Origin of the sequence: Pseudonocardia xinjiangensis (assembly GCF_012911925.1) — a bacterium.
Taxonomy (GTDB): domain Bacteria; phylum Actinomycetota; class Actinomycetes; order Mycobacteriales; family Pseudonocardiaceae; genus Pseudonocardia; species Pseudonocardia xinjiangensis.
The window spans coordinates 1-19,016 of record NZ_JAAXKY010000093.1 but is presented as its reverse complement, the minus strand read 5'-3'; the positions used below and the strand labels follow the sequence as shown (position 1 = coordinate 19,016).

14 protein-coding genes are annotated in these 19,016 nt (G+C 72.7%); 9 read left to right on the top strand and 5 right to left on the bottom strand.

The genetic code is table 11. The features are described from left to right. Window positions 1-132 precede the first annotated feature (132 nt). Both HF577_RS24380 and HF577_RS24375 read left to right on the top strand, forming a co-directional pair. Window positions 133-1,266 (top strand): inorganic phosphate transporter, encoded by a 1,134-nt coding sequence (locus tag HF577_RS24380; RefSeq protein WP_169398270.1) that lies wholly within the window; start codon window positions 133-135, stop codon window positions 1,264-1,266. Window positions 1,267-1,297: 31 nt separating this feature from the next. Continuing rightward, entirely contained in the window at window positions 1,298-1,537 is a 240-nt protein-coding gene (locus HF577_RS24375; RefSeq protein ID WP_169398269.1) for a hypothetical protein, read from the top strand. A gap of 37 nt (window positions 1,538-1,574) precedes the next feature. Here the strand turns inward: HF577_RS24375 and HF577_RS24370 are convergent, their stop codons facing one another. Next, window positions 1,575-3,539 carry an ABC transporter ATP-binding protein gene (locus HF577_RS24370; RefSeq protein ID WP_169398268.1) on the bottom strand — a complete coding sequence of 655 codons (1,965 nt, stop codon included), beginning with the start codon at window positions 3,537-3,539 and terminating at the stop codon, window positions 1,575-1,577. Between the two features lie 34 nt (window positions 3,540-3,573). Here HF577_RS24370 and HF577_RS24365 point away from each other — a divergent pair, with 34 nt between their 5' ends. After that, on the top strand, window positions 3,574-4,449 hold the full coding sequence (locus HF577_RS24365; RefSeq protein WP_312859348.1) for a metallophosphoesterase: 876 nt from the start codon (window positions 3,574-3,576) through the stop codon (window positions 4,447-4,449). A gap of 21 nt (window positions 4,450-4,470) precedes the next feature. Here HF577_RS24365 and HF577_RS24360 read toward each other — a convergent pair whose 3' ends face one another. Together HF577_RS24360 and HF577_RS24355 are read right to left on the bottom strand one after the other, a co-directional pair. Continuing rightward, window positions 4,471-5,970, bottom strand: coding sequence for a CehA/McbA family metallohydrolase (locus tag HF577_RS24360; RefSeq protein WP_169398266.1), 1,500 nt, complete (start codon window positions 5,968-5,970; stop codon window positions 4,471-4,473). A 161-nt stretch (window positions 5,971-6,131) separates the two neighbouring features. After that, on the bottom strand, window positions 6,132-7,280 hold the full coding sequence (locus HF577_RS24355) for a CaiB/BaiF CoA transferase family protein (protein WP_169398281.1): 1,149 nt from the start codon (window positions 7,278-7,280) through the stop codon (window positions 6,132-6,134). 502 nt (window positions 7,281-7,782) lie between these two features. Here HF577_RS24355 and HF577_RS24350 point away from each other — a divergent pair. Continuing rightward, window positions 7,783-8,670: an endonuclease/exonuclease/phosphatase family protein gene (locus tag HF577_RS24350; protein ID WP_169398265.1), complete on the top strand. Its 888-nt coding sequence runs from the start codon at window positions 7,783-7,785 to the stop codon at window positions 8,668-8,670. On the opposite strand, the gene HF577_RS24345 is transcribed toward HF577_RS24350, so the two are convergent. Both HF577_RS24345 and HF577_RS24340 read right to left on the bottom strand, forming a co-directional pair. After that, entirely contained in the window at window positions 8,659-11,637 is a 2,979-nt protein-coding gene (locus tag HF577_RS24345) for an HAD-IB family hydrolase (protein WP_169398264.1), read from the bottom strand. The two genes, HF577_RS24350 and HF577_RS24345, sit on opposite strands and share 12 nt — an antisense overlap. Then, window positions 11,634-13,937, bottom strand: coding sequence for a glycerol-3-phosphate 1-O-acyltransferase (locus tag HF577_RS24340; protein ID WP_169398263.1), 2,304 nt, complete (start codon window positions 13,935-13,937; stop codon window positions 11,634-11,636). The genes HF577_RS24345 and HF577_RS24340 overlap by 4 nt, the downstream gene beginning before the upstream one ends. Window positions 13,938-14,073: 136 nt before the next feature. On the opposite strand from HF577_RS24340, the gene HF577_RS24335 reads away from it, so the two are divergent. From HF577_RS24335 to HF577_RS24315, 5 genes are all read left to right on the top strand, one after another. Beyond that, window positions 14,074-15,222 carry a glycosyltransferase gene (locus HF577_RS24335; protein ID WP_169398262.1) on the top strand — a complete coding sequence of 383 codons (1,149 nt, stop codon included), beginning with the start codon at window positions 14,074-14,076 and terminating at the stop codon, window positions 15,220-15,222. A 51-nt stretch (window positions 15,223-15,273) separates the two neighbouring features. Then, a complete protein-coding gene (locus HF577_RS24330) occupies window positions 15,274-16,503 on the top strand; it encodes a GNAT family N-acetyltransferase (RefSeq protein ID WP_169398261.1) in 1,230 nt (409 codons plus the stop codon). A gap of 47 nt (window positions 16,504-16,550) precedes the next feature. Beyond that, window positions 16,551-17,000 (top strand): DUF2795 domain-containing protein, encoded by a 450-nt coding sequence (locus HF577_RS38690; RefSeq protein ID WP_246267137.1) that lies wholly within the window; start codon window positions 16,551-16,553, stop codon window positions 16,998-17,000. Window positions 17,001-17,072: 72 nt separating this feature from the next. Next, window positions 17,073-17,951, top strand: a complete 879-nt coding sequence (locus tag HF577_RS24320; RefSeq protein ID WP_169398260.1) for a tryptophan 2,3-dioxygenase — start codon at window positions 17,073-17,075, stop codon at window positions 17,949-17,951. Continuing rightward, window positions 17,948-19,016, top strand: a 1,069-nt coding sequence (locus HF577_RS24315; protein WP_169398259.1) for a kynureninase, incomplete at its 3' end; no start/stop codon positions are given. The genes HF577_RS24320 and HF577_RS24315, both read left to right, overlap by 4 nt.

Sequence of the window (19,016 nt, the reverse complement as noted above, 5' to 3'; positions counted from 1 at the left end):
GACCGGCCGATCGTCCCGTTCGGCCGTTTTGCGGTGAGTGCCTGACCATATTTTTGGTCACTCATTCATGTTTAGTTCACCCGCCGGCCCGTAGCGTTATGGCGTGACCATGACGCGGAGGTACGTGCCCAGATGAATTTTTCGGTCATCGTGGTGGTGGTGGTCGTCACTGCGCTCGCATTCGACTTTACCAACGGTTTCCACGACACCGCCAATGCCATGGCAACATCCATCGCCACGGGTGCTTTACCCCCCAGAGTCGCGGTCCTGATCTCGGGTGTGCTCAACGTCGTCGGTGCTTTCCTCTCCGTCGAGGTCGCGAAGACGATCTCCAGCGGATTGGTCGACGAGACCCGCATCACACCTGTCGTGATCTTCGCCGGCCTCGTCGGTGCCATCCTGTGGAACCTGGTCACCTGGTTGATCGGCATCCCGTCGAGTTCCTCGCACGCCCTGTTCGGCGGGCTGATCGGAGCCACCTGGGTGGCCGCCGGAACCGGCGCGATCCATTTCGGTGCACTGATCAGCAAAGTGGTGCTCCCCGCCGTGATCTCTCCGATCGTCGCCGGCGTAATCGCCCTTGTGGCCACGTATCTCGCCTACCGGATCACCGCCAAGGCGGACGACGGCACCACGCGTCGCGGATTCCGGGTCGGCCAGATCGTCTCCGCATCGATGGTGTCGCTCGCGCACGGCACGAGCGACGCGCAGAAGACCATGGGGGTCATCACCCTCACCCTGATCACCGCCGGGGCATTGCCCGCGGCCTCCGGTCCGCCGATCTGGGTCATTCTCACGTGCGGCCTGGCCATCGGCCTCGGTACCTACTTCGGCGGCTGGCGGATCATCCGTACGCTGGGCAAGCGCGTGAGCGACATCCAGACCCCCCAGGGGTTCGCCGCCGAGACCAGCAGCGCCGCGGTCATCCTCACCTCGTCGCACATGGGCTTCGCGCTGTCCACCACCCACGTCTGCACCGGCTCGATCTTCGGGGCGGGCGCCGGTCGCCGTCTCGCGTCGGTCCAGTGGGGTGTGGCCGGGCAGATGGCACTCGCCTGGGTGGTGACGCTCCCGGCCGCCGCGGTGGTCGGCGGGGCGGCAGCGCTGGCGGTCAGCGACGGCGGCACCTTCGGCACCGTGGTCGTCGCGGTGGTGGGAGTCGGCGTGGCCGCAGGGATCTTCGTCAGCTCGCGCCGTCGGCCGATCAACGCCGACAACGTCAACGACGTGCCCGGCCGGGTCGAGCCCGTTCCGGCCGGCGCCTGACCGCCGCACAACCCGAGGGAAGGAACCGGACGTGAACATCGACTGGGGATCGCTGCTGCTCGTGGCGCTCGTGTCGCTGGCGGCTGCCGTCGCTGTGGTCGTGCTCGTGGCACTGGCACTCGTCGGGCTGTCCGCTGCCCGCCCCGATGCCCCCCGTGGCGGGGCCGGCGCGAGCGTGGCCAGCCCCGCCGTCGCCACGACCTTGTCCTACGTGTGCCTGCTCGCGGCGGCGGCGATCGCGGCCTACGGCATCTACCTCGTGGCCCGGTGATCCACCGCAGCAACATGGTCTGACAGGCAGGTCCGAGCTAAGCGGTGAGCCCGCCGTCCCCGGCACCCGGGACGGCGGGCTCACCCGTACGCCGCCCGACCAGGGTCGCCCCGTCGGTGAAGAGCACGCCGTCGGCGCAGCGCGCCTCGACCTTCCCGCCGGCGAACTGCTCGGTGTAGAGGCGCGCGTAGAGCCCGCCCTTCGCGAGCAGTTCGGCGTGCGTGCCGCGCTCCACCACCCGGCCGCCGTCCACGGCGAGGATCACGTCGGCGCCGAGGATCGTGGAGAGCCGGTGCGCGATCGCGATCGTGGTGCGCCGCCTCGTCGCGGTCTCCAGCGCCTGCTGCACGAGCCGTTCGCTCGTGGTGTCCAGCGCGCTGGTGGCCTCGTCGAGGATCAGGATGCGCGGGTCCTTCAGCAGCACCCGCGCGATCGCGAGGCGCTGCTTCTCCCCGCCCGAGAGCCGGTAGCCCCGTTCGCCCACGACCGTGTCGTAGCCCTCGGCGAAGGACAGGATGCGGTCGTGGATGTTGGCCGCCGTCGCGGCCTCCTCGATCTCGGCCTGGGTGGCGTCGGGCTTCGCGTAGCGGAGGTTGTCGCGAACCGTGGCATGCAGGAGGTAGGTGTCCTGGGTGACCATCCCGACGGCGTCGGCCACCGAGGCCTGGGTGAGCCCGCGGACGTCGCGTCCGTCGATCAGGACCCGGCCGCGGTTGACGTCGTAGAGCCGCGGCACGAGGTAGGAGAGCGTCGTCTTGCCCGACCCGCTCGGCCCGACGATCGCCGCCAGCTGCCCCGGCTCCACGGTGAAGGAGACGTCGCGGACGGCCCACGTCACCGTCCCGTCGGTGCCGGCCCCGTCGGTCCCCCGCCCGTCGGCCGCCTGCGCGACGACGGGAGCGGCGACCACCCCCAGCGGTGGCGCGGGCGGGTAGGCGAACCACACGCTCTCCAGGTCGACGCGCCCGGTGACGGTGGCCGGGTCGAGCGTGCGTGCGTCCGGCGCGTCGACGATGCGCGGCCGCAGGTCCAGGTAGTCGAAGATCCGCCCGAAGAGGGCCAGCGAGGTCTGTACGTCCAGTGAGACGCGCAGCAGGTTGACCGTCGGGAAGAGCAGTCTCGTCTGCAGCGTGGTGAAAGCGACGATCGTGCCGGCACTGACCCCGACGCCCGCGGCGATGAGGAAACCGGCCACGAGGTAGACCAGCGCCGGGGTGATGCCCATGAACGTCTGCACCACCGCGAAGAACGACTGGCCCGACATCGCCTGGCGCACCTGCAGGTCGACCTGGCGGGCGTTCTCGTCGCGGTAGCGCCCCACCTCGTAGGCCTGCCGGTTGAACACCTTCGTCAGGAGCACACCGGACACCGACAGCGACTCCTGGGTGATCGCCGTCATGTCCGACAGCGACTCCTGGGTGCGCCCGGCGAGCTTGCGCCGCACCCGGCCCACCCGCACCTGCAGCAGCACGAACAGCGGGGTCAGCGCCACGGCGACGAGCGTCAGCTCCCAGCTGAGCAGCAGCATCGCGATCAGCGCCGCCACCACCGTCACGACGTTGCCCAGGATCGAGCTGGCCGTCTCCGACAGCACCGACTGCACGCCACCGACGTCGTTGGCCAGCCGCGACTGGATGGCGCCGGTGCGGGTGGCGGTGAAGAACGCCAGGTCCATCCGCTGCAGGTGCTCGAACAGCCTGCTGCGCAGATCGGCCATCACGCGGTTGCCGAGCAGCGTGGTCTGGTAGGTCTGGTAGACCCCGATCAGGGCGGTGACGACGGGCACCGCCACCATCCCGCCCACCAGCCACGCCAGCAACGGGATGCGCACGCCACCGCCGCCCACCGGGAACAGCGCATGGTCGAACACGGCCTGGGTGAGGAACGGGGTGATGATGCCCAGCCCGCTGCTGAGCAGCACCGCGACGCCGATGATCACCAGGCTCGTGCGGTACGGGGTGAAGAGCCCCCATACCCGACGACCCAGCCGGTCGGACTCCATGGCGCCGACACTAACCCCGGCCCACGATGGGGGCGTGACGATCTCCGGCCCCACGCACACCCTGGTCCAGCTCACCGACCTCCACCTCGTCGCCGAGGGCGACCCCCTCCCGGGCGGCGTCGACACCGCCGCCCTCCTCGACCGCGCCCTGCAGACCGTCACCGGCATGGGCCCGGGGCCGGACGGACACGGCCTGGGCGCACTCGTGCTCAGCGGCGACCTGACCGAGCACGGGCGGCCCGAGGAGTATCGGCGGCTGCGGGCGATCGTGGAGCCGGCGGCGCAGCGCCTCGGGGTACCGGTCGTCCTCGCCGCAGGCAACCACGACGACCGCGGCGCACTGCGGGAGCACCTGCTGGGCGAGGCGCCGTCGACCGCACCGTTCGACCACGTCGTGCACGTCGGTGCGCTGCGCATCGTCGTCCTGGACAGCACCGTGCCCGGCCAGGCCCACGGCGCGCTCCGGCCGGGACAGCTCGCGTGGCTGCGCGCCCTGCTGGCCGAGCCCGCACCCGCCGGAACCGTGCTCGTGCTGCACCACCCGCCACTGCCCAGCGCATCGCCGCTCGCCACAGCCATCCCGCTGCTGCACCGCGACGAGCTCGGCGCCGAGCTCACGGGCACGGACGTCCGGCTGGTGCTGGCCGGGCACACGCACGTCGCGAGCGCCGGCACCCTCGCCGGCATCCCCGTCTGGACCGGCGGCCCGCTCGCCACGACCGTGGACGCTCTCGCCCCAGGAGCGTCGCTGCGCACGCTCGGAGCTCCGTCGGTGAGCCGGATCGACCTGTTCCCCGGCGACCTGCTCACCACGTCCGTGCCGATCGCCGCCGAGATCATGGCGGACGTACCCGCCGAGGAGATGGAACCGCGGCTCGCAGACCTCCGGGAAGCCGCCGGGGTGGCGTGAGCGTGCCTGGACGGCAGGGACTCAGGGCTTCCCGATGAAGATCGGGTTGGTCATCGCCACCATCGCGTTGGCCACCGTGGTCTTGGGGCTGCCGGAGGCGCGGCGCACCTCGGCCCGGACCCACCTGCTGTACCGCGCGTCGGTGGTCCAGCCGACCTTCGCCGTGCCGGACGACGGCACGGTCTCGGTGTGCTCGACGCCGAGCTGGTCGAGGATCACCACCGACGTGCCGGGCACCCCGCCCACCTCGACCTCCACGGTCACGGGCACGCCGATGTCGGCGGGGAGCCGGTCGCCGATGCCGGCGGAGCGCCCGCCCGACGACGCGGCGAACGACAGGGTGACCGCCGAGGACTCCGCGAGCCAGGACCGGCCGGCCTTCATCCCGGCGAGCAGGTCCTTCTGCGCGAGGCTGTCGGCCAGAACCACCGTGTGCGGCAGGGCGACGGTCTGGTCGGGGTTGTGGGCGTCGGAGTCACCGACCGCGGGGATGAACTGCCCGGATCGCAGCAGGCCGTCCCAGTGGTTGACCGACTGCTGGTCCTCGTCGGTCCACGGGCCGTTCCAGACCTCCACGAGGTCGGAGAGCTCGTAGGCGAACTCGAACGTGCAGCCGAAACAGTTCGCGAACGGGTGCGCGGCCGTGACCAGCCCCCCGGCCTTGTGCACCTGATCGACGAACTTCTTGTAGTCGTTCCGGTCCGCGGCGCGGTAGCGCCAGTCGATCCAGGTGCCGGCGGGCAGACCGATCGCCGGCCAGTGCCCGGATCGCGTCGTGACCTCCTCGCCGTTGAGGATCAGCAGGTCGTCCGTGGCGTGGTCGCCCCACTGGAGCTGCGAGCTGAGCGTGTTGTGGTCGGTGGACACGATGAAGTCCAGGCCGGCCGCCCTGGCGTCGGCGACCAGCTCGTCCGGGGTCCGCTTTCCGTCGGAGTGCACGGTGTGCAGATGGCAGTCGCCCCGGTACCAGGCCTTGCCCCGCTGCTTCGCGGGCGCCGTGGTGGGTGCCGGATGCGGGACGAAGGGCGCGCCTTCCGGTCCGAAGTGCAGCGTGATGTCGACGTGGTAGTTCATGCCCTGCGGCGCCACCGTGTACGGGCCGAGGATCACGTGCCACGTGCCGGGCTTGATGGGGCCCGGCACGTATCCCGGGGTCGCCTCCGACGCGCTGATCGAGAACCGGTCCCGGAAGCCGCCGGACCACCCGCGGAAACCGCGCTGGTTGCCCAGGTCGTGACCCTCCGGGCCGAACATCCCGATGTCACAGGCGTTTCCGCGCGTTCCGCTGGGCACCGTCGGCTTGTCGTAGGAGTACACGACATCGATCTGGTTGACCCCCTTGGGGACCTCCACCGGCAGGTAGTACCAGTCCGAGATGCTCGGCGGAAAGGTGCCCTGCACCGTTTTCGTCTGATCCGGCGCCCCCGGGGCCGGTGGCGAGAACGCAACCGAAGGGAGCAGCTTGACCGCTGCGCCGCCGGCCAGGGCGCCTCCCACGCGGAGCACGTCACGCCGACTCATACCACTGAACTGCACATTACCTCCGCCGTCATGATGATCGGGCAAAAGTAGTGCCGTCCGCGGATCGGTCGACGACGACGAAATGAACGCCGGAGGCTGAGCAGGTGACAGATCCCGACAGTTATTCGAGATCCCGTTTCGGCTTTTTGCCGGATTCGAGGTCAGTCGTCGAGCCAGTCGAGGATCGCCCGCGTGTGCTCGCCGACCTCCGGGATCGGGTCCAGGCGGGGCGGCCGTCCGGGCAGCGTGATCGGCGGCAGCACCGTGCGCAGCGGGCCGGCGGGCGAGCCGACCTCGGTCCAGCGGTCCCGCGCGGCGAGCTGGGGGTGTTCGAGCACGTCGGCCACCTCCCGGCGGCGGGCGTGGGCGATCCGGGCCGCGGCGAGCCGCGCCGTCACCTCGTCACCGGTGAGGCGGGCGAACACGGCGTCGATCTCGGCGTGCAGGGCCGGGCGGTGCCGCACCCGCAGCGCCCCCGTCCGGAACCGCTCGTCGCCGGCCAGGGCCGGGCGCTGCAGGACGACCCCGCAGAACGCCGCCCACTCCCGCTCGTTCTGGATCCCGATCACGACCTCGGTGCGGTCACCCGCCGCGAACGTGCCGTAGGGCGCGATCGCGGGATGGCTGGTGCCGGCGCGCGGCGGCGGGGCGCCGCTCCCCGCCGTGTACTGCAGCGGGAACCCCATCCACTCCACCAGCGCGTCGAAGAGGCTGATCTCCAGGTGCGTGCCGACACCCGTGCGCTCGCGGTCGTAGAGAGCGGCGAGGATCCCGGAGAACGCGTACATGCCCGCGCCGATGTCTGCGGCCGGGATGCCGCTCTTCGCCGGCTCCTCCGGCGTTCCGGTGACCGAGACCAGCCCCGCCTCGGACTGGATCAGCAGGTCGTAGGCCTTCGCGTCCCGGTACGGCCCGGACGGCCCGTACCCGGAGATCGAGCAGGTGACCAGCCGGGGGTACCGCTCGCGCAGGGCCTCGTGCCCCAGCCCGAGCCGCTCCGCCGCACCGGGCGCGAAGTTCTGCACGAAGACGTCGGCGCGGGCCAGCAGCCGGGGCATCACCGCGTCCGCACCCGCTCCCGCGTCGGCCTTCAGGTCGAGCGCCAGGCTCTCCTTCGACCGGTTGAGCCAGACGAAGTGGCTGGACAGCCCGCTCACGGCGGTGTCGTAGGCCCGGGCGAAGTCGCCGTCACCCGGGCGCTCCACCTTGATCACCCGGGCACCCAGCTCGGCGAGCTGGCGGGTGGCGAACGGCGCGGCCACGGCCTGTTCGCAGGAGACGACGACGATCCCGTCCAGGGGAAGGGGCATCACGAGGACATCATCCCCCGCGAGCCGCCCGTTCCCCGCCCGCGAGTCGCCCGATTCCAGCCCGCGAGTCGCCCGTTCCCTGCCCGCGAGTCGCCCGATTCCAGCCCGCGAGTCGCCCGTTCCCTGCCCGCCGGGGACGCTTGATCGGCGCCAGATCCGCGTCTCCGCCCTCCGCAGGGCCAAGAGGCCGGATCTCGCAACGATCACCAGGCCCGAGATCCACGTGTCGGCCCTCTGAGGGGCGAAGAGCCGGATCTCATAACGATCACCGGCCTACCCCACGCGGTGACGCGGCCCCGCTCGCCGGCCTGCGCCGGCCCCACCCGCGGGTCGCCCGATCCCCGCCCGCGAGTCGCCCGTTTCGACGGCCCCGCCGCACCATCTGTCAGCCGCTTTGGCCGAGCCGCCCCAAGCCGGCCACCGGCACGACACGCCCACGCAAGGTCGTCCGCCTAACTCTGCTGGCAGGGGTCCGGCGCCGACCAGGGAGATGCAGCCGCCAATGCGCGTCGTCACGTACAACATCCAGTTCGGCAGGGGCCGCGACGGCCGCTACGACATCGACCGGACGGCGCAGGCTCTCCTCGGGGCCGACATCGTCGGACTCCAGGAGGCCGAGGCCTACTGGGACCGGTCCGGCAACGTCCATCAGGTCGAGCACATCGCCGCCGCGCTCGGTGACTACCACGTCGTCTACGGCGCCACCGTCGACATCCACAAGACCGTGGCCGGGGTGCATCGCCGCCGCCGGTTCGGGAATGCGGTGCTGTCGCGGTGGCCGATCCTCACGACCCGGACGTTCCTCTTCCCGAAGCTGAGCCCGCTCAACGCGCATTCCATCCAGCGCGGGCTCACCGAGGCGACGATCGAGACGCCGCTGGGCGTGGTGCGCGTGTACACCAGCCATTTCTCGCATCTGTGCACGGACGAGCGCATGCAGCACGCCCAGCTCACCCTCGAGACCCACCGGCGCGCTGCGGCCGACGGAGCCGTGACGTCCGGCACGGCGGTCACCGACCACGGCCGGCTCGATCCGTCGTGGTCGGAGTCCCCGCTGCCCGCCGTGCCCCCGAGCGCGATCCTCATGGGCGACCTCAACTTCACCCCGGACGACCCCCCGTACGCGCTTCTGACCGGACCGCGCAGCCCGAGGTACGGACGGCTCCAGCGGCCCGACGGGTTCGTGGACACCTGGACCGCGGCGGGCAACGCCGAGGAGGACGGGCACACCCTCTACCGGGACATGCTCACGAAGCGCGGCAAGCGGATCGACTACATCCTGGCCACGCCCGACCTCGCGGAACGGGTCGAGAGCGCCGTGGTCCTCACCGACACCGAGGCGTCGGACCACCAGCCCGTCGCCACCACGTTCACGGAGTCACCGCCGTGACCGGTGGCCCCGTCCCTTCGAGCCGGCCAGCGCCACCACCTCGTCGAGGCCGGCGCGCAGCCCGGCCACCAGCACCGAGGGCTCGGTGATCGCGGCGGGGTCGAGGTTGAGGCCGATGCAGCACGTGCCGTCGTGGGAGAGCAGGGTGATCGTCGCCGCGACTCCCGGCAGCGGACCGAACGGGTACATGTGCGTGATCCGCGACCCTGCGATGTACACGGGGTGGCCCACCCCGGGCAGGTTGGAGACCTGCACGTCGTTGGCCGAGGTCAGCCGGGCCGACGCCGGGCCGAGCACGGACCCCGGCAGCCACGTCAGTGCCGGTGCGAGCAGCCCCACCACGTCCACACCCGTGCCGGCCCTGGCGGTGAGCACGAACTCCCGCACGGCCTGGATCCGGGCCGCCGGGTCGGGCTCGGCGAGCGAGCCGGGGAGCCGGGCTCCGGTGAACCTGTTGCCGCCCTGCGGGTCGTCCTGGGTTCGGAGGCTGATCGGGATGCCGATCGGGATGGTGCCCAGGTCGGCCCCGAAGTGCTGGTGGTAGCGCCGGAAACCGCCCAGCACCGCGGCCAGGTAGCCGTCGTTCAGCGACCCACCGGCCGCCTTCGCGCCGGCTCTCAGCTCGTCGAACGGGACGTCGAGCACCTCGAAGTGCCAGTGGCCGCTGCGCTGCGCGAGCAGGGGCGACCCGCCCGCCGACGGCGGCGCCACCGCCCGGTTGAGCGAGCGCACCGCGTCGACGGCGTGCTGGGCGGCCGCCTCCGGCCTCGACAACGCGCCGAGGACGTCAGCGCCGAGCCGGAGCACCTCTCCCGGCACTCCGCGGGCCGTGCGCCGTACCTGGTCGGTGAGCAGCCCGAACGGTGACACCGGCCGTTCCGGATGCGGTTCCGGCGGCTCGGGCCGGTGCGGGTCGTGCTCGGGTGAGCGGCTGTGCAGCATGCCCATGAGCTGCACGGCGCCGAGCCCGTCGGTGGCGCTGTGATGCGTGGTCACGACGTACGCGGCGCGGCCACCCTCCAGTCCCTCCACCAGCAGCGCCCGCCACAGCGGCCGGCTGCGGTCGAACGGTGCCGCCGCGAACTCCTGCACGACCTCCAGCGCCTGCGCCATCGTCCCGGGGGAGCGCAGGCGCACCCGCGACAGGTGGTGGACGAGGTCGAGGTGGTCGACGGTCGCCCAGGTCGGTGCCCCGATTCCCAGCGCCGGTTCCACCACCCGCTGCCGCATCCGCGGCACCATCCGGGACGCCCACTCGTGCGAGGCGACGAGCCGTTCCCAGTCCGGCGCCGGGTCGAGCAGCTCCAGCAACGTCACGTTCGAGCGCAGCCGCGGGTCGGCCGCCTCGCCCCGCCACATCGCCGTCTCCAGCGCGTTCATCTCCGGCGCGGTGCCCCACCGCAGGGGTCGCGCGTCGAGCGGAGCACCGACGGGTCCGGCCGGGCCGTCGGTCACGGCGACCTTCCCGCTCGGGGCGGCACCGGCCGCGGGACCACCCCAGTGCGCCAACGCCTCGACGTAGCGGCCGCGGACGTCCTCGATGTGGCGGTCCAGCTCCTCCACCGTCCACCCGTCGGTCGGGATCGGCGGCAGCACGGCCACCTGCACCGTGCCCTCCCGCAGCGTCGACGCCCCGCGCCACATCAGCTCGCCCGCGTTGCGGATGACGATCGGCACGATGGGCACCCCGGCCTGCATCGCGACGTGGAACGCGCCTTTCTTGAACGGGCCCAGCGCCGGGGTGATCGACCGGGTGCCCTCGGGCGCGATGACCAGCGAGATCCCTTCCCGCAGCCGCTGCACCGCCGGTTCGAGCGCCGCCCGCGCGGCCGTCGGGTCGGTGCGGTCGACGAACGCGACGTCGGCGAGCCGGAACGCCAGCCCGAACCCGGGCACGGTCGCGGCCTCCTTCTTGGCGACCGCGGTGAAGTTGCTGCGCAGCAGCTTCGCCAGGATCAGCACGTCGAGCTGGCTCTGGTGGTTGAACAGGAACACCGCGGGGCGGGCGGCCATCAGGTGCTCCGCGCCGCGGACGTCGAGGCGCACCCCGCCCAGCGCGGTGCCCAGCTCGCCGGCCAGGGTGAGCCCGAGGTCGACGGCCTCGCGTCTGGTGCCCTCCCCCGCCACGCTGTTGAGAGCACCGAGCGCGAGGCCCGCGGCGAACCCCCCGAGCGTGCCGCCCACGGCCCCCACCGTGCGGGCGAGCTCCCGGGCGCCCGGGCGGCCCCGCGACCGGAACCGCGCGATCGGCCAGTCCCTCCGCGCCGCCTCGGCGGCCAGCCCCGGGCCGGGGTTCAGCGCCCGCGCGCGTCCCGCGGTGGACAGGAACGGCACGTCCTCGTCGCCGTTGGAGTAGGCGTAGCTCTCGGCGAGGTCGATGCCGTGCTGCTGGGCGAACGTCCGCACCGCGGCGGCCTTGCCCGCCCGCCACAGCGGTGGGCCGCCCGGACGGCCGGTGCACAGCCCGTTCTCGATCTCCACGGGCGTCACCAGCACGTGGTCGACCCCCATCGCGCGTGCCGCCGGCTCCACCTGGAACCTCGTGGCCGACGACGCCAGCACCACCGTGTGCCCGGCCCGGCGGTGCGCCTCCACCAGCCGCCACGCCTCCGGGTACAGCGAGCCGGCCACGGCCTGGGTCCACAGCCGCTCCCCCAGCTCCGCCAGCTCGTCCTCGTGGCGGCCCGCCCAGGCGCGCATGCCGAGCACGAAGAAGTCCTCGAAGTCCTCCTCCGTGGTGAGCCCGCGCATGCCGAGCAGCAGCATCCGTCCGATGTCGCCCGGGGTGACGTGCCCGGAACGCATGTGGTGGCGCGCGAACGCACCGAGCGAGTACCCGTCGATCAGGGTGCCGTCGAAGTCGAAGAACGCGCCGACGCGCGGGCCCTGCGGACCGGCCTCGACGTCGGCGAGCAACTGCTCCTCGCTCCAGGCCTGGCCGGCCGAGCCACTGGTAGCGGTACTCACGGTTCGACTCCCACCGCCTCCCGCCGCGACGCGGCGTCGATCTCGTCGATCCGGATCACCCGGGCGACGGCAGCACGTAGCTGGGCGGCGAAGGCCTCCCGCCGCCGCGCCAGCTCATCGTGGCCCGCCGGGTCGTCCGCCGAACCCAGCAGGTCCCGGTTGCCCGCCAGCTTCAGTGCGCTGCCGAACAGCTCGCGGGAGAGCGACTCCGGGCCGTGCAGCCGCCCCTGCAACAGCATCTGCTGGCCGACGCCGCTGCACTCGTCGAGGAAGGTCTTCTCCACCACCGGACGCGCTGCCGCACGGGCCGCCAGCCGCTCGGCCACCACGAGCTGCGCGTCGAGGAACGACCGGAGCACGCGGTGGGCGATGAGGAAGTCGGCGCCCGCGAGGACATGCTCCCCCGGCTCGGTCTCCCACGCCGGGTGCAGCTGCCGCAGCTCTTCCGACAGCTGGGCCCGGTAGCTCTCCCGTTCCGGGAAGAAGAACTCGAACTTCAGCAGGTCACGCAGCCGCATCGCCTCCTCCCAGCGGTCGTCGGCGGGGCTGAGCAGCACGAGCTCGGCGATCGCCCGGTCCACGAAATGATGAATGGCGCTGTTGCGGTAGAACGCGGCGATCAGGTGCTGGCCGCGCTCGATCGCGTACACCGGCTCCTCCCCGCCCGTGTAGACCGTGACGACCTTCGACTCGGCCAGGGCCGCCAGCACGCGGCGGACTCCCGCCGCGGTCTCCAGCGGGTCGGGTCGGTTCACGTCGATCGCGCAGCCCCGGCTCCGGACGTAGGAGCGCACGGGCTCCAGCACGCGCTGCACCTGCCCCAGCGTGAGCGCCCGGTCGCGGACGCCCAGCAACGCGAGGGTGACCAGCGCGGTCGCCACCACCGGCGTGACCTGGTTGATCCCCACCGCGACCTCGAACGCCACCTTCTGCAGAGCCAGGCGGCGCGCGTCCGGGTCCGCCGTGGCCGACGCCGGACCGAGTGCCGCGCGCAGCGAGATCGGCTCGGCGAACCGCACGTGTGCGGCGCCGATGGGGCGCAGCTGCGCCTTTGCGTACCGCGCGAGCCAGGCCAGCCCCTCCCCCTTCTTCGGCGCCCCGGCCTGCTCGGCCGCCATCGCCGACACCTCACGCAGCTGGTCGTAGGTGATCGAGACCGGCACGAGGTGGACGTCCTCGGTGCGCCCCCGCTCGACGGCCTCGGCCACGTTCGCCAGCAGCCCGTAGCGCGGCGGCCGCAGCTTCCCGGTGCGGGAGCGGCCGCCCTCCATGTACCACTCCAGGTTGAACCGCTTGGCCAGCAGGAACGCGAAGTACTCGCGGACGGCGAGCTTGTAGATCTCGTCGTCGCCGAAGCTGCGCCGGATGAAGACGATGCCCGCGCGCTTGGCCAGCGGACCCACCGGCCAGAACCGCAGGTTGTCACCACCGAGCACGTGGTTGCGGGGGAAGTTGTGCTCGGCGAGCACCTCGGCCAGGAGTAACGGGTCGGCGTAGGAGCGGTGGCTCGGCAGGAACACCAGCGGGTGGCGCCGGTTGCGCTCGCGCAGCTTCTCCAGACCGGCGCTGTCCACCTGGACGTCCCACGCCCTGGCGTGCAGCGGCCGCACCGCCGCCGTCAACAGGTCGACGGCCAGCGGGCTCATCGACGCGACGAGCCCGTGCAGGTCGGCCCGCGCCTTCGCCGCCACGTCCGCCTCGGGACGCCCGAGCCGGGCCGCGAGCTCACCGACCTCGCGGCGGAACTCCGGGCTGGCATCGATCGCCTCGACGATCTGCCGCGGCACCTTGTACCGGTCGCCGACCAGCGCGCGTTCGGCCCGGTCGAGAGCCAGTGCCGCCTGCCGGGCCACGAAGTCGTCGAACCCCGCCGCCGCGCCGGGGCGACGGGCCGTGAAGCGGGCCCGCAGGGACCCGACGGTGGCGGGCTCGGCCACCACGACCGCCACCCGGTCCGGCTCCCGCCGCACGATGCGGGCCTGCTGGCTCGACGGGGGATGGCGCGGGTTGCGCAGCGCGAGGACGTCCGCCCAGCGCACCCGGCGCTGGCCGCCGCGCTCGCGGGGCAGCCAGGCCACCCGTACCGCGGCGACGACCGCGTCCTCGCCGGACTCCGCCAGCGTCGACGCCAGCGCGGCACCCGCCACCGGCAGGACCGCGACCGGGCGCAGCTCCTCCTGCCGCATCCAGTCCTCGACGAGCCCTCGCTCCACCGCGGTCGAGGCGTCCGACAGCAGGATCAGCGGGGCGTCCGGGCCGGCCTCGTCGTGCTGCGGGCCCACCGGTCGACGCACGTCCATGTGCCCACCTTTCCGTCGGCGTCCCATCCTGCCCGGCTCCCGGCGTCACGTGGCCACATGTGCCTCTTCCGACGCCCGGGGAATCAACGTCGTGTCATCGCGACGCTACGGGCGGGCGTCAGTACCCTGAGGGCCCGTGAAGATCGCGCACCTGGTCCCGACCCTGCACCCCGACGCGCCGGAGATCGGCCTGGTCGACCTCGCCGGGGCGGCGCAGGACACCGGGATGGAGTTCGTGGTGATCGCGCTGGCGTCCACGTCCGAGACCAGCCAGGTGAGCGCACTGCAGCGGCTCGGGGTGCCGGTGTCGGAGCTGGGGCTCGGCCCGTGGGACCCCCGCGCCGTCGGCCGCACCGCACAGCTCATCCGGGACCAGCGGGTCCAGCTCGTCCACACCCACCTGCCACCTGCCGACGTGGTCGGCGCGGCGGCGGCGCTGCGCAACCGGCTGCCTGCCGTCTCCACGCTGCACCGCATCGAGAACCTGCCCGCCGACCGGATCGACCGGTTCAAGCGCACGGCGAAGATCCTCGCCCGGCAGCGGTTCATGGCCCGCACGATCGCGATCTCGCAGGTGCAGCGGGAGTGGTACCGCGGCCTGTCGGGAGCGGGGTCCGCGCAGAACCTCGTCGTGGTCCCGAACGGCGTCACCGACCCGGGCCCCGTCGACCCCGCCGAGCGGCAGCGCCGGCGCAGCGCCCTCGGGGTCGGCGACGGGGAGGTGCTCGCGGTGAGCACGGCGCCGATGCGCCGCGACCAGGGCCACGAGCTCCTGCTCGAAGCACTCGAGTCGCTTCCGGACGGCCTCCGCCTGGTGGTCGCGCTGGCCGGGGACGGCCCGCTGCGGCCGTGGCTGGAGTCACGGGTGGACGCGAGCGACGACCTGACCGAGCGCGTCCGGTTCGTGCATCGCCACCAGGAGCCCACGGCCCTGCTCGGGGCGGCGGACCTGGTGCTGCACACCGCCCGCTCCGGTGCGGCGCCCACGGCGCTGCTGCGGGCGATGGCGGCCGGTGTCCCGGCCGTCGCCACCCGGGTCGGGGGCGTCCCGGAGATCGTCACGGCCGACACCGGTGTGCTCGTGGCCCTGCACCCCGCCGCGATCGCCGACGCGCTCGTCGCCCTCACCGAGGACGGGGCCCGGCGGGAGTTACTCGGGACGGCGGCGCGGGAGCGGTTCCTCGCCGAGTACGAGGCGATCGGGTGGGCTCGGCGCCTGCACGAGCTCTACCAGGAGGTCCTGACCCCCGGCCGGGCCGACCTGGGCGAGCCCCAGCCGTCCTGATCCCGGCAAACAGGTCGACGACGCACCGTGCGGCCGTCACAATCACTGACCGTGCCGCATGCTCCTGCCTCCCCCGTCCTGCGCCGAGCCACCGCCGACGACCTGCGCGCCATCACCACCACGGACGGGCGTGGGTTCGGGGTGCACTACAGCGACACCGACATCGAGGACTTCCGGCCGCTGTTCGACCCCGACCGCTACCTGCTGGCCCAGGACCCCGCGGACGGCGCGAAGCAGGACGGCCCGATCCTCGGGGTCACCGGCTCGTTCCCGTTCGAGGTCACGCTGCCCGGCGGAGCCACGCTGCCCGCGCCCGGCGTCACCTGGGTTACCGTGGCCGTCACCCACCGGCGGCGCGGCATCCTGCGCGCACTGATGACCGAGCAGCACCGCGGTTTCGTGGCCGACGGCAGCGCGGTCTCGCTCCTCACCGCGAGCGAGGGCGCGATCTACGGCCGCTTCGGCTACGGCATCACCACCCAGCACCGGGCCGTGGAGATCACGCGCCGCCGCGCCACGTTCCGGCCCGGCGCGCCCGACCCGGGCGGCGTCCGGGAGATCGACGGCAACGAGGCACGGCTGCTCTTCCCCGACATCCACCGTCGCTGGACCGCCCTCGTGCCGGGTGCACTCAGCCGCAGCGAGGCGTGGTGGGACAACCACATGCTCGACCGCGAGTCGCGGCGCGGGGGCGGCACGGCGCTGTTCCACCTGGTCCACGCCGACGGTTACGCCTCCTACCGCATCGAGCACGGCGAGCGGACGTGCCGCGTGGTGGAGCTGGTGAGCGTCACCGCGGAGGCGCACGCCGCGCTGTGGCGGGTGCTGCTCGCCCTCGACCTCGTGGAGACGGTGGCGGTGTGGTCCCACCCGCTCGACGACCCGCTGGGCTACCTGCTCGCCGACCCCCGGCAGGTGCGCACCACCCGCCTGCGCGACGGCATGTGGGCCCGCGTCCTGGACGTACCGGCCGCGCTGTCGGCCCGCCGGTACCGCACCGAGGTCGACGTCGTCCTCGACGTGCACGACCCGTTCCTCGACCTCGGCGGCCGGTTCCGGCTGCGCGGCGGCCCGGACGGGGCCGAGTGCGAACGCGTGGCCGCGGGCGGCCCCTCGGTCGCGATGGACATCGCGGGGCTGGGCCCGCTGCTGTTCGGCGGAGAGCGCGCCGCGACCCTCGCCCGCGGTGGGCTGCTGGAGAGCGACGACCCGGCCGCGCTGCGCGGCGTCGACGCTGCGTTCCTGGCCGACCGCCTCCCCCAGCACGGCACGGAGTTCTGAGGGCGGCGGGGCCGCATAGCGGTGGGGGCATCGGGTAGCCCCTCGACATGGCTTTTCAGGTGACCGAGGTGCAGCGCTCCCTCAAGGGCGCCGACTACCCGATGGACGGCAAGGCCCTCGCCGGGCTGGCGAAGAAGAACGGCGCGGGCAAGGACCTCGTCGAGGCGCTGAAGGGCGTCGGCAAGGTGGACGGCCCGAACGAGGTGATGAAGCAGCTGAAGGGTGAGCTCGGCCGCTCCACCCCCGGCGGCAACAAGGCCGACGACAAGACCTACAAGGACGTCGAGGGCCCGGCGTTCCAGGTCACCGAGGTACAGAAGTACCTCAAGGGTGCCGACTACCCCATGGACGGCAAGGCCCTCGCCGCGCTGGCGAAGAAGAACGGCGCCGGGGACGACCTCGTCGAGGCGCTGAAGGGAGTGCGGAAGGTCGACGCCCCGAGCGGCGTGATGAAGGAGCTCAAGGAGCACCTCGGAGGCAAGCCCGGCGGCAGCTGACGGGCCGGCCGACCCCGCAGCGCGACAATCGACACACGGTGACCGAGCGGGGCACGTCCTAAGGTTCCACCCATGAGCGACACCGGCGGCAGCCGCCCGCTCGAGGACGGCATCGTCCGCGAGTTCGGCGTCGACAGCTCGCGCGAGGGCCGGGTAAACCTCTCCTACGGTGCCTACCTGCACCTGGACGAGCTGCTGTCGGCCCAGCACCCGGTGAGCAGGCCGGCGCACCACGACGAGCTGCTGTTCATCGTGCAGCACCAGACGTCGGAGCTGTGGCTCAAGCTGGTGCTCCACGAGCTGCGCGCCGTGCAGGCCCAGCTGGCCGCCGACGACCTGCGGCCCGCGCTCAAGGGGCTGGCGCGGGTGAAGCACATCCAGCGCACCCTCACCGACCAGTGGTCGGTGCTCGCCACGCTCACCCCGTCCGAGTACGCGGAGTTCCGCAGCTTCCTCGGCACGTCGTCGGGGTTCCAGTCCGACCAGTACCGCGCCGTCGAGTTCGTGCTCGGCAACAAGAACGCCGAGATGCTCCAGCTGTTCGGCCACGACGAGCGGGCCCGCGCCCAGCTCGCCGAGCTGCTGGCCCGCCCCAGCGTCTACGACGAGTTCCTGCGCTACCTGGCCCGCCACGGCCACGACGTGCCGCGCACGCTGCTGGAACGCGACGTCACGCAGCCGCACACGTTCTGCCCCGAGCTCGTGCCCGTCTTCCGTCGGATCTACGAGCACTCCCACGAGTACTGGGAGGCCTACGAAGCCTGCGAGGAGCTGGTGGACCTGGAGGAGAACTTCCAGCTCTGGCGGTTCCGGCACCTCAAAACCGTGGAGCGCACGATCGGGGTGAAGCGCGGCACCGGCGGTTCCAGCGGGGTCAAGTTCCTGCGGGCGGCGCTGGAGCTGACGTTCTTCCCCGAGCTGTACGCGGTACGCACGGAGATCGGCGCATGACCGCCGACACCCTCGACCTCGCTTCGCGGGCCGCCGAGCTGGATGCCGCCGACCCGCTCGCCGCGCACCGCGACCGCTTCGTCCCCAGCCCCGGCGTGGTCGCCTACCTCGACGGCAACTCCCTCGGCCGCCCGCTGGCCGGCACCGCCGAACGGCTCGAGCGGTTCGTCCGCGAGGAGTGGGGTGGCGGGCTCATCCGCGGCTGGACCGGCGACGGGCCCGCCGGCGCGAGCTCGGACCGACCGTGGATGGACTGGCCCGGCCTGGTCGGCGACCGGATCGCCGCCGCCGCGCTCGGTGCCGCCCCCGGCCAGACCGTCGTCGCCGACTCGACCACCGTCCTGCTCTACAAGCTGGCGCGCGCCGCCGTCGACGCGCAGGCCCGCGACGGCCGCCGCGAGATCGTCCTCGACACCGACAACTTCCCCACCGACCGCTACGTGCTGGAGGGCATCGCCGCGGAACGCGGGTGCGTCCTGCGCTGGATCGAGCCCGACCCCGCCGAGGGGGTCACGCCCGAGCAGGTCGCAGCCGTCGTCGGGCAGGGCACCGGCCTGGTGCTGTTCAGTCACATCGCCTACCGGTCGGGGTGGCTCGCCGACGCCCCGGCGATCACCCGGATCGTGCACGACGCCGGCGGGCTGGTGCTCTGGGACCTCTGCCACTCCGCCGGCTCGGTGGAGCTGGAGCTCGACACCTGGGGCGTCGACCTGGCCGTCGGCTGCACGTACAAGTACCTCAACGGCGGCCCCGGCTCACCTGCATTCGGCTACGTCCGCCGCGACCTGCAGGACACCCTCCGCCAGCCGATCCAGGGCTGGATGGGCCGCCGCGACCCGTTCCTGATGGGCCCCGGCTACGCGCCGGCCGACGGCGTCCGCGGCGTGGTCAGCGGAACACCCCCGATCCTGGCGATGGTCCCGTTGCTCTCGGCGCTGGACCAGCTGGAAGAGGCCGGGATCGCCGCCGTGCGCGGGAAGTCGGTGGCCCTCACCGAGTTCGCGCTGGAACTGGTGGACGCCTGGCTCGCCCCGTACGGCGTCGAGGTGGCCTCCCCCCGCGACC